The sequence below is a fragment of the Eisenbergiella porci genome (assembly GCF_009696275.1).
Classification (GTDB): Bacteria; Bacillota; Clostridia; order Lachnospirales; family Lachnospiraceae; genus Eisenbergiella; species Eisenbergiella porci.
Genome location: NZ_VUMI01000008.1, coordinates 1 through 14,809, shown reverse-complemented (window position 1 = coordinate 14,809; position 14,809 = coordinate 1). Strand labels below are relative to the sequence as shown.

The following is a 14,809-nucleotide window of genomic DNA, read 5'->3' as shown; positions in this document are numbered from 1 at the left end:
AGCCTGGAGATCATGGGGGAATACGAATATCAGGGGGACAGCACAGGGATGGACAATAAAGACCTGAAGGAGCGGCCTTTCCCGGAATATCTGCTGAAGAAGGAACTTTCGGAAGCCAACGAAAAAATGCAGGAAATCATAAATGCCATACCGGGAGGCGTTGCCATCTATAAGGTATCCGATATTTTTGAAACCATCTATTTCTCGGATGGTGTGCCGGAATTGTCCGGCTATACGGCGGAGGAATACCGGGAGCTCGTGAAACGGGATGCGGCGGAAATGACCTATTGTGAGGATTCCAAAATGGTGGTATCCAGAGCGATGAAGGTTGCCAGGAGCCATGGCGTGGATGATTTTGAGTTCCGTAAGCAGCACCGGGACGGGCATATTGTATGGGTGCGAGTACGGATGAAATGGATCGGGGAAGAGGACGGCTGCCCTCTGCTCCATTGCGTATTCCATAATATATCCGATCTGAAAGAAGCGCAGCTGGAAATGGATCATCTGATTAACTCCATACCGGGCGGGATTGCCAGCTACCGGATAGAAGGGGGACGTTTTATCCCCACTTATTTTTCCGACGGCGTTACCATGCTTTCCGGCCACAGCCGGGAGGAATATGAGCGGATGATTGGCAGGGATGCGCTGAACGTGATTTATGAACAGGACAGGAAGCGGGTTTTTGAGGCCGCGCAAAAGGCAGTGGAAAGCGGCGGCGTGCTGGATGTTTCCTACCGGATGTTCCATAAGGACGGACATCTGATCTGGATTCATTTGAACGGCAGGCGGATGGGGCCGCTGGCGGAAAGCACGAGGTTTTATGCTGTTTTTACGGGGATTTCCGAGGAAACCAGGCTTTTTCAGAGCATTGCCAATGAAACGGCGGACGGGATTTATATCATTGACAGAGATAATTATGATCTGCTTTATGTCAATGAATCCAGGACTCTTTTCAGCAAAGGCGCTGAATGCGTGGGGAAGAAATGCTATGAGGCGCTGCACGGCAAGGATGCACCCTGTTCTTTCTGTACCCTGCGGTGCTATCAGCCGGACGGGATCGAGCATGAAATGCGGATTGACGGTACAGACCGCTATTTCATGGCCCGTTTTAACGAAACGGAATGGAACGGGATTCCCGCCTATGTGACGTATATCCGGGATGTGACGGACGAGGTGAGGACGAGAAAAGAGAAGGAGCGTCTGGAGGAGTACTTCGAAACGGTGGTGAAGAATCTGCCGGGCGGAATTGCGGTGGTGCATTATGAACCGGACGGAAGCATGATACCGGAATTTCTGTCGGATGGTTTTGCGGCTCTGACCGACATGCCGCTGGACAAGGCCTGGGAGCTTTACAAAGAGGATGCCATGGTGGGTGTCCATCCGGAGGATCGGGATTATGTAAATAAAAGGATGAATGATTATATCAAAAGCGGCGACAGCCACTGTGAGATTGTTTACCGCCTGAAAAAAGGGAAAGACAGCTATGTCTGGGTGAAAAACAACCTTACCCTTATCCAGAATGAAGGCGGGGAGCGCCGGGTCTATGCCGTTTATCATGATGTTACCAGGGAACGGGAGGAACAGGAGCGGCTCCGGAAAAAATATCAGGATCTGATTATCAGCCATTACCGTACTCCGGATCCCAATGCGCTCATTATGGGGCACTGCAATATTACGCAGAACCGTATCCTGGAAATTATCGACAGGACCGGTTCAAATCTGCTGGAGACCTTTGGTACGGTGAGGGAAGAGTTTTTTATGGGCCTTTCCAGCCTGGTGGTGGATGAACAGGAACGGGAGGAATTTCTTGGTATTTATTTGAACAGACCTTCCCTGGAGGCATTCCGCCGGGGGGATACCCAGCGGCGCCTGAAATGCTTTGTAAAGCTGCCTCATGAAGAAAGGGGGCGGTATGTCCTCATCAATATGAATCTGGTTGCCACGCCGGACAGCAAAGATGTGACGGGGATACTGACAGTGTCGGATATAACAGGACAGACCATTTCCGACAGGATTTTGCATCAGCTGTCCGTTACAGGCTACGACTATGTGCTGGATGTGGATTTGTCCATGGACAGCTGCACGCTTGTTTCCAGTAATGAAGGCGCTTCCCGCGTACCTTCTCAGCAGGGCCGGTATACCGAATGGATAGATTCCATGATCCGTGACAGCGTGGTTGGGCAGGATGCACAGTTGTACCGGGAAAGCCTGAATCCGGAGAAAGTTTCTGAGAAGCTGGGCAGGGAGGGGGCTTATGCCTTTTACTTTTCCATGGTAGATGGCAGCGGGGATATCCGTATTAAAAATATGACCGTTTTCGCCACGGATCTCAGGCTGGGAAGGGTATGTCTTGCCAGGACGGATATTACGGAATCGGTGAGGCAGCAGCAGGGGCTGCTTTATATGATTGCCTATACCTTTGATCTGGCGGGCTTTGTGGATCTTAGCAGCGGCGGACGGCTGACCATGTATACAAGGGACACGGTGCTGAAGAACCTTCCTCCGTTTATCATGGAAAATTATGATGAAGCGATCATGCGTTTCCTGGGCAGCCATGATTCAGAGGATGCGAAGCGGGATGTCAGAGAGCTTTTCCGGACAAAAACGATGCTTAAAAACCTCAGGGAAAAGCCTCAAGGCTATGATTTCCTTTTTTCCTACAAGGAAGATGACGGCAGCCTGCGTTATAAACAAGTCAATGTACTCTGGGGAGATGCCAATCACAGGACGATCTGCCTGGTGCGTGCGGATGTGACGGATATGCTGGCCTCCGAACGTCAGAGCAAGAAAATACTGGAGGATGCGCTGGCCCTGGCGGAAGAAGCCAACAAGGCAAAGAGTGAATTTCTATCCGCCATGAGCCATGATATCCGAACGCCCATGAATGCGATTACGGGGATGACGGCTCTGGCTGCTGCCCATTTGGATGACAGGGAAAGAGTGGCGGACTGCCTGAAGAAAATATCCGTGTCTTCCAGACATCTGCTGAGCCTTGTCAATGATATTCTGGACATGAGCAAAATAGAAAGCTCCAAGATTACCCTGAACCGGATGAGCATATCCCTTTCCGGGCTGGTGGAACAGCTGTCGGCCATTATTGCTCCCCAGGCAGGGGGCGCAGGGCTGCGGTTTGTGATAAACAAAGGGGATATCCGGCATGACTGTTTTTATGGGGATGTCCTGCGGATTAACCAGATTCTGATCAATATCCTTAGCAATGCGGTGAAATTTACGCCGGAGGGCGGTACGGTGGAGTTCCGGATTGAAGAACTGGAGACCTGCCGGGAACCGGAGCATACGCGCTACCGGTTTACGGTCCGCGATACGGGGATTGGGATGTCGGAGGAATTTTTAGCCCATATTTTTGATCCTTTTACCCGAAGCAACAGGACTGCGGGGATTGAAGGAACCGGATTGGGGCTGAGCATAACCAAGGGGCTTGTGGATTTGATGGGCGGAACGATAAGTGTGGAAAGCCGGGTCGGGGAAGGAACCACCTTCTGTGTGGAACTGGAGGGTGAATACGCGGACGGAATGGACAGCGACGTCAGTGAAGAGACGGATGCAGGAATTCTGGAGCCGGGGGCGGACACGCTTTTGGCCGGCCGCCGTTTCCTGATAGCCGAGGATAATGCCATAAATGCGGAGATTATCAGCGAGCTTCTCCGCATGTTCGGTGCGGAGCCAGTTCTCAGGCAAAACGGCGCCCAGGCGGTGAGGGAGTTCCGTGACGCGCCGGCAGGGACCTATGATGCGGTGCTGATGGATATTCAGATGCCGGTGATGAACGGCTATGAGGCCGCGCGCGCCATCCGGGAAACCGACAGGGAGGATGCCGGGACAATTCCTGTGATTGCAATGACTGCCAATGCCTTTGCGGAGGATATCCAGGCAGCCCGGGATGCTGGCATGACGGCCCACATTGCCAAGCCCATTGATGTGGGAATGCTGAAAAATACGTTGACAAGAATACTTGGACGGACGAATAAGAAGAAAGGGAAATAAAAGTCGAGGGTTTATGATGAAGTCGGATAACGGACTTTATAAGCTTATTTATGAGTATTTTGAGACAAGGCTTCTCTATGGATATTATGCCTGCGGTGACAGCCTGCCATCCATTGCCAGAATCGGGGATATGTTCCACATGGCTCCCGGAACCGTGCGGTCCGCGTTGGCGCTCCTGGAAAAAAAGGGATATATCCGGATTGATGCGAGAAAGACCGCCAGGGTGATTTATGAAGCGCCCAGGGTCAGCTTCCGCAAAAATGCGGCCCTGTATTTCGTGCCGAGAAGGAACGGAATTACGGTTTTGCAGGCCGCCGGAAGAACCTTTTCAGGGGGCTGTGTCCATGCCTGTTTCATTTTATATAATGGTTCTTTCCAACTTAAACAACCGGCTGATTCTGGATCTTTACTGAGAAACGATTCGGTATATCCGTTTTCCTTATCTGGACACTAAAGCGGATATGGAAACTGAGGTCTGGAATGCGAGAGAGCTGTCACAGGAAGAAGTCATCTCAACCCTGGGAAACCGGTTCGAGGTCTCTTATGGCAAGGCCGCCTCGGAACTGTTTGCCTTTATGGACGAAGCGGAAAATGAGTTTTCCTTAAAGCAGGTAAAACAAATTCCGTTTTGCTGGGATGTATTCCGCAGCAGGCCGCAGCGGCGGTATTCCCTGGCCTCGCGCATTATCCGCGAGATTATCCACGGCAGCTATCCGGCCGGCAGCTACCTGCCTTCCCTTCCTCATATGGCAGGCCGGAGGAGATTGCCGACAGCTGGCGTAGGATTGTGGAGACGGAGGAAAGCCAGTTCCGGGCATTTATCCGTGATTCCTTTCCCCTGCTGGATCCACATGGCGCCATGGAGCGGCAGGCTCCGGGGCAGCCGGCTCCCGGAACGAAATAAAACAGGCGGGCGGTTTCTTTTGCAAAAAAAGGGTGGATGACATATAATAGACACATATTGCTGCATGCCGCGGCAGAAGGGCAGCCGACACAGGAGACTGGGGCGCAAAAGACCCGGAAGGAACGGCGTGCAGCCTTGATTCCCGGAAATAGAAAGAGCATGGTAAGGCGGCATGACAGCAGCTGCAGAAAGGACGGTTTTAATGGGATTAATCAGAGCGGCAGTACAATCGGCGGCATCGGTAATGGCGGATCAATGGGAGGAGTATTTCTACTGTGACTCCATTCCTGCCAATATCCTTGCGGTAAAAGGAAGCAAAAAAACCTCAAGAAGAGGCTCCAATAAAAAAGGAAGCGACAATGTAATTTCCAACGGTTCCGTCATTGCGGTCAATGAAGGACAGTGCATGATGATTGTGGACCAAGGCAGGGTTGTGGATATCTGTGCCCAGCCCGGGGAATACATTTATGACACCTCCAGCGAGCCCTCTGTTTTTTACGGTGATTTAGGAGAAAACATACGTAGATCCTTTGAAAATTTCGGCATCCGGTTTGCCTTCGGCGGGGAAGCGCCTAAGGATCAGCGTGTTTACTATATTAATACAAAGGAAATTGTGGGCAATAAATACGGCACGGCCAATCCGGTTCCCTTCCGTGTGGTAGACAGGAATATCGAGCTGGATATTGATATCGCCATCCGCTGCCATGGGGAATATTCCTACCGTGTGGTGGATCCCATCTGCTTTTACGTGAATGTATGCGGTAATGTGGAGGGGGCCTATTCCAGGGAGAATCTGGACAGCCAGCTGAAAAGTGAGCTGATGACGGCCCTTCAGCCGGCTTTTGCAAGAATATCGGATATGGGAATCCGTTATAGCTCCCTTCCGGGACATACGCAGGAAATCGCGGCGGCGCTGAACCAGGTGCTTTCCGAAAAATGGGTGAAGCTGCGCGGCATCGCGCTGGCATCCTTCGGCGTGAGCAGCGTGAAGGCGTCGGAAGAGGATGAGGATATGATTAAGCAGCTGCAGAAGGCGGCGGTGCTTAGGGATCCCAACATGGCGGCTGCAACAATCACCGGCGCGCAGGCTGATGCGATGAAAACCGCGGCAGGAAATAAGGCTGCCGGGCCGATGATGGCCTTTGCGGGAATGAATATGGCGGCCAATGCAGGCGGAATAAATGCGGGCCAGCTTTTTGAAATGGGACAGCAGAACAGACAAAACAATGCGGCGCCCCAGGCAGGGGCTGGCATGTCCCAGGCTGCCGGCGGCTGGACCTGTAGCTGCGGCGCTCAGGGAAATACGGGCCGCTTCTGCGCGGAATGCGGAAAGCCGAAGCCGTCAGATAACGGCTGGACCTGTTCCTGCGGCGCGGTAAACAAAGGAAAATTCTGTACGGAGTGCGGAAAGCCCAGGCCGGCGGGCGCAAAGCTTTACCGCTGTGACAAATGCGGCTGGGAGCCTGAGGATCCGGCTCATCCGCCGAAATTCTGCCCGGAATGCGGCGACAGGTTTGACGACGGGGATGTGAAGTAGAAAAAGAAAGCAGGAAGTGACTGGCGGGCCTTGTTTGGGAGGCCGCCGGCTTTCCTGCTTTTTTCAATGTTATAACCTGGATGCGCAGTTACCGGATAAAACTGGTGGTATTTCCTCTTTCCGGTTCAGGCGCATGGATTCCGGCTTCCTTACCCGCCTGGATGCAGTGCAGCAGCCAGGCCATGTCCCTGGCGAGATTGCGCATGGTCTGCAGACCTTCCTTATCCTGAAGCACCTCCTCCGGGGTATTTCCATGAACCATATTCCAATAGGAGGAACCTACAAGGGGCATGTTGGATATGGTAAAATATTTGTTCAGCTGATCCAGCGTGGCAGTGGATCCGGCGCGGCGGCAGCTTGCCACGGCGGCGCCGGGCTTGTAAACCATGCTGCTTTTCCCGGCATAGAACATCCGATCCAGGAAGGAGGTAATGCCTCCGCCCGCGGAAGCGTAATGAACAGGGGAACCAAAGATAAAGCCGTCTGCCTCCGCCGCCTTTTCGATAGCGGTGTTCACAGTGTCTTCATAGATGCATTTCCCCTTTCCGGCGCATCCGCCGCAGCCCATACAGCCGCGGATGGGAGCGGCGCCGATATGGAAAATTTCAGAATCAACGCCGCATTCCTGCAGGGTCTTTGCAATTTCGGACAGTGCAGTGAATGTACAGCCATTTTTGTGGGGGCTTCCGTTAATTAATAATACCTTCATGCTATGTACCTCTTTTTTCATAATATAATCAGGCAGGGACTCTCCAGGGCCGGAAAACAGACGCCGGTCTCCCTTATCTTATTATTATAGCGCGCTACAGCCGAAAATTGACAGTAAAATAATCAAAAGCAACACGCACTTTATGGAGATTGAAATTTAATGACAGATTCCGACAGCCTTAATGGGGCTGTGTTAAGAAAAGCTATAGGGAATGACGGGATATACGTATATAGTGCGTCAGAATTAAGATTAATTTGTGACAAAACCTCTTGAAAAAAGACTTGAAGCATTGTAAAAGTGCCTGAAACCCGCATAAATGCTGGGGAATTTGAGGTACACGAATCTTATTGGAATCTTAATGCCACAGAAGCAATCTTAAGACTATCTTAATGCCCGGGATGCTATGCTTAAATTAAGAAAAGAGTTTAAGCGAGCATCCTTTTTCGTATCCGGAAAGCTGTGGATACGGAGAAAAGGCAAGGAGGCGATCATGAAATGACAATTCTGACAAATATTTTATTGCTGACCGCATTGACTGCATATCTGCTGATTGTAGGCTTTGTTTTTACAGGACATATGGATGAGATCCTGAAGGGATACCATTTCCGGCCGAAGGGTGCGGCGCCGGACGATGATTACGAGGTGCTCATCGGAGGCGAAGGGGAGCTTGCCATTCTGTTTGAAAAGAAGCTCCAGGAAAACGGTATCAGCTGCCTGCGGATTCCAGAGTTTGACAGCGCTGCAAGAGAAGAGCTGACGGATGTATCCTCCCGATGGCATGAGGTGGCCGGCGCGCCGGGGATGACGGTGTTCGCCCTGGATGGTTCCGATTACCATAACCTGCTGCTGTGCGGCATGGCAAACCGCCTGGCAGGGGCGGAGCAGCTGTACGGCATCTGTAATGAATCGGGAAACCGGGGGATTTACCTGGAGAACCGGATCAGGGTCCTGGAAAAAACGGGAGCGACGCCTGAAGGGTTGTATCATCTTTTTGAAAGACAGAGTTCAGGCAGCAATGCCTGAGCAGCACAGCCCCGTGACTGCGGGTACGGGCAGAGAAATGTAACAGTTCAGCCTTCGGCCGAACTGTTACTGCATCCGCCCATGATAAGTCGCCTTCGGCGAGGGGCGGATGCCTGCTGCAACCACGTTTTCTCACGGTTTGCGCAGTGAATGCGCAAACCTGCCTGAACTGTTACAGAGAAATAACAATAAAAAATAATAAAAGGAAAAGGATTGGGAAATGTTTCATTATATCAGAAACAAACTGACACAGGCGCAGATAATTGCGATGGGATATTTTCTGGTAATTACCGTAGGGACGCTTCTGCTGATGCTACCTGCGGCTACAAGAAGCGGTGAGATGGCTACGCCCCTTACCGCTTTGTTTACGGCAACAAGCGCCACCTGCGTGACAGGCCTTGTTGTGGTGGATACCGCTTCCTACTGGAGTGTGTTCGGACAGTGTATCATCCTGCTCATGATTCAGGTGGGCGGACTGGGCTTTATGACCATTGGCGTGCTTTTCGCCATGTTCCTGAATAAGAAAATTTCCCTGAAAACAAGGGGAATCCTTCAGGAGAGCATGAATACCAGCCAGGTGGGCGGCGTGGTCAGATTGGTGCGTAAGGCGCTCATCGGCACCTGTATTATAGAGATGGCGGGTGCGGTTCTTCTTTCGTTCCGGTTTGTGCCGGAATTCGGGGTGCTGCGGGGAATTTATTTCGGTATTTTCCATGCGATATCCGCCTTCTGTAATGCGGGCTTTGATTTGATGGGAACAAGCAAAGGCCCTTACTCCTCCTTCACCTCATATGCGGATGATACGCTGATTAATGTAACGATTATGGGACTGATTATAATCGGCGGCATCGGTTTTTTTGTCTGGGATGATATCTGCAGAAATAAATGGCAGGTAAAGAAATACAAGCTGCATACTAAAATTGTTTTGTCCTGTACGGCGATTCTCATTGTGGGAGGCGCTTTCTTTATCTATCTGTTTGAAAAGGATAACCTGATGGCAGGCATGTCCGTAAAGGAAACGGTGCTCACCTCCGCCTTCAGCTCCGTGACAGCGCGTACTGCGGGCTTTAATACCATAGATACGGCGGGGCTGACCACCAGCTCCAAGATGCTGACCGTGCTTCTGATGTTCATCGGAGGCAGTCCCGGATCCACGGCAGGCGGCATCAAGACCACCACCATTGTGGTGCTTCTCATCTATGTATGGTCCAACCTGCGCGGCGCCAGAGGCTGCAATATTTTCGAAAGAAGGCTGGAGGACGATGCTGTGAGAAAGGCCAGCGACGTGGCTGTAATCAGTCTGTGCATGGCGATTATCGCGTCCATAGCCATCCCTTATTTCCAGCCGCAGCTGGTAATGGAGGATGTGGTTTTTGAGGTCTTTTCCGCCATAGGCACGGTAGGCATGTCCACAGGCATTACCAGGGATCTGAGCGCGGCCAGCCGGATTGTCATTGTCCTGCTGATGTACTGCGGACGTATCGGCAGCATGTCCTTTGCCCTGTCCTTTATGGAACGCAAGAAGGTGGCGCCCATAAAGCTGCCGGAAGAAAAAGTAATGATAGGATAAGATAAGATGAAAACAGTATTGATTATAGGCATGGGGCGGTTTGGGCAGCATTTAACCCGAAAAATGCTGGAGCTGAAAAATGAAGTCATGATAGTGGATCAAAGGGAGGAGGCCCTGGAGGCTCTGCTTCCTCTGGTGACCAGTGCCAAAATAGGGGACTGTACCAATGAAGAGGTGCTTCACAGCCTGGGTGTGGGAAATTTTGACCTGTGTTTTGTGTGCATCGGCACCAATTTCCAGAGCAGCCTGGAAATCACCAGCCTTTTGAAGGAGGCGGGAGCCAGGTTCGTGGTCAGCAAGGCCACCAGGGATATCCAGGCAAAATTCCTTTTAAAAAACGGCGCGGACGAAGTGGTGTACCCGGAGCGCGATATCGCGGAAAGAGTGGCCGTCCGCTATTCTGCGGATAATGTATTTGATTATATCGAGCTGGACGAGGACTATTCTATCTATGAAATCCCTCCCCTGAAGGAATGGGTTGGAAAAACAATCGGCGAGGTGGATTTCCGGGCCAGGCTCAACAGCAGCATTATCGGTACGAAAATCAACGGCGAGACCAGCTTCCTCCCCGGAGCGAACCATGTATTTTGCGCAAAAGAGCACCTGATGGTAATCGGCCGTAAAAAAGATATTGATAAAATCCTGAAACATCTATAGAATAGAGACAACACAGGTTTCAGGAGGATTTATTGTGAAAGAGAAAATGGAAAGGTTTTTGAGATTATATCAGATCCGGTATGCGGGACGGCTGGCGGGGATTATGCTCATTACCTCTCTGTTTTCTTTTTTGCTTCACGGGCTGGGCATCGGTAAGGAAAATATACTGATGCTTTTTATTGTGGGGGTGCTTCTGGTGGCTTATTGTACGAATGGGTACCAGTATGGCGTAATCGCTTCCATTGTCAGCGTTATGGTATTCAATTACCTGTTTACGGAACCGGTGCGTACGTTTTCCATATCCAATCAGGATGATGTGATTCTGCTCATCTTTTTTCTTGTGGCGGCGCTCATATCTTCCAACCTGACGGTACGGTTCCGGAATCAGGTGGAGGTGGCGAGGAAGAATGAGCAGCTGGCGGAGCAGCTGACCATGGAGCAGGAGAGAATCAAGTTCGCCATGGAAAAAGAGCAGATGCGCAGTAATCTACTGCGCAGCATTTCCCACGATCTGCGGACGCCTCTTACGGGGATTGCGGGGGCCAGCAGCCTGATCGCGGAGTCAGGGGATAAAATGGACCGGGAAAGCATTGTGAGCCTGGGCAAGGACATCAATGAGCAGGCGGACTGGCTCATCCAGCTGGTGGAAAATATCCTGAATATGACCAAGATTGACAGTGGCAAGCTGGTGGTGGAGAAAAAGCCGGAGGCCGTGGAGGATGTGATTAACAATGCGCTTTCTTATGTGAAGGGGCGGAGGAAGCAGCGCCGGGTGGAAATAGACATCCCGGAGGAGATGCTTCTGGTGGAAATGGATGGAAAGATGATCGTACAGGTGATCATCAACCTTCTGGACAACGCCATCAAGCATACGAAGGAGGACGGCTTTATCCGGATAAAAACGGAGGCGGCCCCGGAAGGGGTCTGGTTTTCCGTAGAGGATAACGGTACGGGGATCGAAGAGGTAATTAAGGACAGGATTTTTGATGAGTTTGTGACCTTCCGGCCGGTGAACCGGGATACGGGGAAAGGAATCGGCCTGGGGCTGGCCATCTGCAAGGCCATAGTCACGGCGCACGGCGGTACGATTGAGGCTCTCAACAGGGAGGAAGGAGGCGCATGCTTCCGGTTTTACCTGCCATTCGACGGGCATCTGCCGGAAAAGGAGCAATGATGGAAAACAGTGAAAAAGAAGTGAGCATCCTTATTGTGGAGGATGATAAATATATATCCAATTTTATCTGCATGAGTTTAAAGCAGAAAGGCTACCATTATCTGAAGGCGGACACCGGGAGGGAGGCCATCGGCTTAAGCTATGCCAATAACCCGGATGTGGTCATCCTGGATCTGGGATTGCCGGATATGGACGGCATGGAGGTCATAGAGCATATCAGAAGCAATTCGGACAAGCCGATCATCGTGGTATCGGCCAGGCAGGAGGAAGGCGAGAAGATTAAGGCGCTGGATCTCGGCGCGGACGATTATGTGGTGAAACCCTTCCACATGGGCGAGCTGCTGGCCAGAATCCGCGTTGCTATCCGGAAATCTGAGCAGAGCAGCGGCGGCAGCGATCTGGGGGAAAGCTTTGAATGTGATTATCTGCGGATTGATTTTGTGAAACGCATGGTGTTTATTGACGGGAAGGAAATCCATGTGACGCCCATTGAATATAAGCTGCTTACGCTTCTGGTGAGCAACCGGGGAAAGGTCCTGACACACAATTATATCCAGAGTAAAATCTGGGGATATGGGGAGGGCGGCGATCCCAACAGCCTCCGGGTATTCATGGCGACGCTGCGGCGGAAGATCGAAAAGGATACCACCAACCCGCGGTTTATTATTACAGAGGTAGGCGTGGGGTACCGGTTTTCGGAATAAAGGGAAATGGGGCGGCCGCCGCCGGAAAGGGAGTGAGCGGAAATGAAAATGCGTGAGGAATATACCTGCCCGCTGGAATTAACCCACGATATGATTAAGGGAAAGTGGAAGCCTGTTATCCTGTGGCAGCTGAGCAAGGGGCCTGCTTCCCTGTCCGCCCTGAAAAAAGAAATTGCAGGAATCAGCCAGAAAATGCTGCTTCAGCACCTGAATGAACTGCAGTCCTGCGGCGTGGTGGATAAAAAGTCCTATGAAGGATATCCGCTGAAGGTGGAATATTTCCTGACACCGCGCGGTCATAAGATTTTCGGCGCAGTGACCATCATGCAGGAGGTGGGGGTTGAGATTATGGTGGAAGACAATAAAACGGATTTATTGAGGGATAAGGGCCTGTTATGACGCAGGCCCTTTATAACTGCCATTTAATAGTTACTAAAAAGTGTGTACTTTACCAAAGGAAGGCAGACAGTTATAATGAGGGAAAAGAAGGGCGAGCGATGAAAAATGCGGAAAACACAATAGGAAATCTGATTGATAAGCAAGGGATGGCTTCTATCAGCTCCGTGGACGGGGATGGCTTTCCGAACACCAAGGCCATGCTGCCGCCGCGTAAAAGAGAGGGCATCAGGACATTTTATTTTACTACGAATACATCATCCATGAGAGCGGCGCAGTATCGAGATAACCCAAAAGCCTGTATTTATTTCTGCGACAGGCGCTTCTTCAGGGGCGTTATGCCCAAAGGGACGATGGAGGTTTTAGAGGACAGTGAAAGTAAGGAAATGATTTGGAGAGAAGGGGATACCATGTATTACCCGAAAGGTGTCACGGATCCGGATTACTGCGTCCTGCGGTTTACGGCTGCCGAAGGGAGATATTACAGTAATTTCAAATCGGAAACCTTTGAAATCTGACAGGCGAAACAGGTACGGGCCGGAAAACATAAATGTTTTTCGGCCCGTATCTATTGTCAGCAGATAACCAGAACCGCTTATCTGCTGAGAAAGCAATTTTATTTTTTCCCAAAAGGCGCTTTTTAAAGGCCTTAATTTTATATATGGAATTACTCGTATAGAGGACGGCGGTAATTAACATCCCCAAAGACAGTCCGCTGCAGAAGGAAGCTATGGCTTCCGTAATTCTCTGGCCGGCAAGGCCGGTTACAATTTTTTTCTGATCCACCGGGTATTCCTCCTTTCAACAGCGATCATAGAACAAATCGAATGAAAAAAAAACGACACAAAGCGGGAAATGCCGTGTTTCCATATACCAGACACTGCGTGTGCAGTCCATGAATACAAACTCTGCCCTCATCAGGACAACATGGCTTTTCTTGCTTTCTCGTCTATATCAATAAATCTTGACGGCGGAGCATAGTGATAGGAAGTTCCTTCATCTCTCAACGCTTTATATGGAACAAGGAAAGTGCTTTCCGGAAAATCCTCCAACACTCCGCAGGAGCCTGCGGATATAATTTCTTTTACGCCATAGCCAATCAGGAAATCCAAGAGCTGTGCGGCCGCCGCCGCTCCTACGGGAGCCCGGTAAAGGCAAATGTCCGTATCCATATATTTTGTTACATAAATTGGATACTGCTTGGTAGCGCTGATAAAGGTTTCTACTTGTCTTGTCTCACTGTTTTTCGCATATTCATCGATGTACTCCCCAAAAAATGCAAATACGCATTTCGATGGAAGCTTCAGGTCGAGTCTGTCATGCGTAGGATTAATGACTGCTGTTTTCTCGGTATCAAATTCTAAAATCGGTATTTCATGTTTGATGATACCCATAGTTCTGTTTTCCTCCATGCCAAGCAATTTAATAATATTATAAAATGAATTATCAAAAGCTTAAATATTCATATGATATTACGTGTAGATAAAGATACTTCAGGTCAGGGGATGATTGCTGTGGAAACGAATCAGCAGGCAAATAAAACGTTTTCCGTCCCAATAGAATTTTTACTTAGATAAACTAAAGACTATTTAACGGAAATCCCGATCATTACCGTTTCAGATTCTATATTATTCCATACAGAATGCGGAATATGCCCTTCCACAAGAAACGCTTCATCTTTTTTACAATAACTTCGCTGTCTGCTAATTTTATTTTTGCTTCCCCCTGCGTTATAATAAACAGATGATTATGTTCATGCGTATGCTGCTCAGTTGGCCCGTCGCCACTCAAATCTACATATGCTATCGAGCCATCGATAATTGTTTCCATTGCTCCAAAAAGTTTCTTCGCCTTGAAGTTTATGTGCTTTGGCGGTGTAATAAAATTGTCCATATTATGACACAGCCTGCCTGCTGACATCCAGCAATTCAGCAAGCTTCTCCTGGGAGATATTTTTTTCTTTCCTGATTTGTTTCAGGTTTTCCGCAAAGCTCATATTTTTCCCTCCCTATTTAGTCAAGTGTTTTTTCCTTATTTTTCAAGAAATTTTTAATTTCATATCTCAGATAAATGAGCCAAGAGGATGGACATTTCTCTGTATCTGGTACGAAAATAGAGGGTTTTGGGTAC

General features: G+C 50.1%; 15 protein-coding genes. 11 read left to right on the top strand and 4 right to left on the bottom strand.

Annotated elements, in window-relative coordinates:
* The first annotated feature begins 12 nt into the window (after positions 1-12).
* From FYJ45_RS06685 to FYJ45_RS06670, 4 genes are all read left to right on the top strand, one after another.
* Entirely contained in the window at positions 13-4,005 is a 3,993-nt protein-coding gene (locus FYJ45_RS06685) for a PAS domain-containing hybrid sensor histidine kinase/response regulator (RefSeq protein ID WP_235930661.1), read from the top strand.
* Between the two features lie 13 nt (positions 4,006-4,018).
* Complete coding sequence (locus FYJ45_RS06680) at positions 4,019-4,459, top strand: GntR family transcriptional regulator (RefSeq protein ID WP_154463983.1); 441 nt, start codon at positions 4,019-4,021, stop codon at positions 4,457-4,459.
* A 7-nt stretch (positions 4,460-4,466) separates the two neighbouring features.
* Positions 4,467-4,949: a hypothetical protein gene (locus FYJ45_RS06675; RefSeq protein WP_154463982.1), complete on the top strand. Its 483-nt coding sequence runs from the start codon at positions 4,467-4,469 to the stop codon at positions 4,947-4,949.
* A gap of 162 nt (positions 4,950-5,111) precedes the next feature.
* Positions 5,112-6,446, top strand: a complete 1,335-nt coding sequence (locus tag FYJ45_RS06670; RefSeq protein ID WP_154463981.1) for an SPFH domain-containing protein — start codon at positions 5,112-5,114, stop codon at positions 6,444-6,446.
* 88 nt (positions 6,447-6,534) lie between these two features.
* On the opposite strand, the gene FYJ45_RS06665 is transcribed toward FYJ45_RS06670, so the two are convergent.
* Positions 6,535-7,155, bottom strand: a complete 621-nt coding sequence (locus tag FYJ45_RS06665) for a flavodoxin family protein (RefSeq protein ID WP_154463980.1) — start codon at positions 7,153-7,155, stop codon at positions 6,535-6,537.
* 495 nt (positions 7,156-7,650) lie between these two features.
* On the opposite strand from FYJ45_RS06665, the gene FYJ45_RS06660 reads away from it, so the two are divergent.
* The 7 genes from FYJ45_RS06660 (at position 7,651) to FYJ45_RS06630 (ending at position 13,197) form a co-directional block, all read left to right on the top strand.
* On the top strand, positions 7,651-8,178 hold the full coding sequence (locus tag FYJ45_RS06660; protein WP_021637638.1) for a hypothetical protein: 528 nt from the start codon (positions 7,651-7,653) through the stop codon (positions 8,176-8,178).
* A 220-nt stretch (positions 8,179-8,398) separates the two neighbouring features.
* Positions 8,399-9,748 (top strand): TrkH family potassium uptake protein, encoded by a 1,350-nt coding sequence (locus tag FYJ45_RS06655; protein ID WP_102287395.1) that lies wholly within the window; start codon positions 8,399-8,401, stop codon positions 9,746-9,748.
* 6 nt (positions 9,749-9,754) lie between these two features.
* Positions 9,755-10,405, top strand: coding sequence for a potassium channel family protein (locus FYJ45_RS06650; RefSeq protein ID WP_154463979.1), 651 nt, complete (start codon positions 9,755-9,757; stop codon positions 10,403-10,405).
* A gap of 34 nt (positions 10,406-10,439) precedes the next feature.
* A complete protein-coding gene (locus tag FYJ45_RS06645) occupies positions 10,440-11,579 on the top strand; it encodes a sensor histidine kinase (protein ID WP_021637642.1) in 1,140 nt (379 codons plus the stop codon).
* A complete protein-coding gene (locus FYJ45_RS06640; RefSeq protein ID WP_154463978.1) occupies positions 11,576-12,283 on the top strand; it encodes a response regulator transcription factor in 708 nt (235 codons plus the stop codon). The genes FYJ45_RS06645 and FYJ45_RS06640 overlap by 4 nt, the downstream gene beginning before the upstream one ends.
* A 42-nt stretch (positions 12,284-12,325) precedes the next feature.
* Positions 12,326-12,682 (top strand): winged helix-turn-helix transcriptional regulator, encoded by a 357-nt coding sequence (locus tag FYJ45_RS06635; RefSeq protein WP_154463977.1) that lies wholly within the window; start codon positions 12,326-12,328, stop codon positions 12,680-12,682.
* A 98-nt stretch (positions 12,683-12,780) separates the two neighbouring features.
* Entirely contained in the window at positions 12,781-13,197 is a 417-nt protein-coding gene (locus FYJ45_RS06630) for a pyridoxamine 5'-phosphate oxidase family protein (protein WP_154463976.1), read from the top strand.
* 399 nt (positions 13,198-13,596) lie between these two features.
* Here the strand turns inward: FYJ45_RS06630 and FYJ45_RS06625 are convergent, their stop codons facing one another.
* The 3 genes from FYJ45_RS06625 to FYJ45_RS06615 all read right to left on the bottom strand — a co-directional run bounded on the left by FYJ45_RS06625 (position 13,597) and on the right by FYJ45_RS06615 (position 14,675).
* Positions 13,597-14,073 carry a phosphorylase family protein gene (locus FYJ45_RS06625; RefSeq protein ID WP_154463975.1) on the bottom strand — a complete coding sequence of 159 codons (477 nt, stop codon included), beginning with the start codon at positions 14,071-14,073 and terminating at the stop codon, positions 13,597-13,599.
* Between the two features lie 229 nt (positions 14,074-14,302).
* Positions 14,303-14,572: a hypothetical protein gene (locus FYJ45_RS06620; RefSeq protein WP_207708398.1), complete on the bottom strand. Its 270-nt coding sequence runs from the start codon at positions 14,570-14,572 to the stop codon at positions 14,303-14,305.
* A 1-nt stretch (position 14,573) separates the two neighbouring features.
* Entirely contained in the window at positions 14,574-14,675 is a 102-nt protein-coding gene (locus tag FYJ45_RS06615; RefSeq protein WP_330588576.1) for a helix-turn-helix transcriptional regulator, read from the bottom strand.
* Between the last annotated feature and the right edge of the window lie 134 nt (positions 14,676-14,809).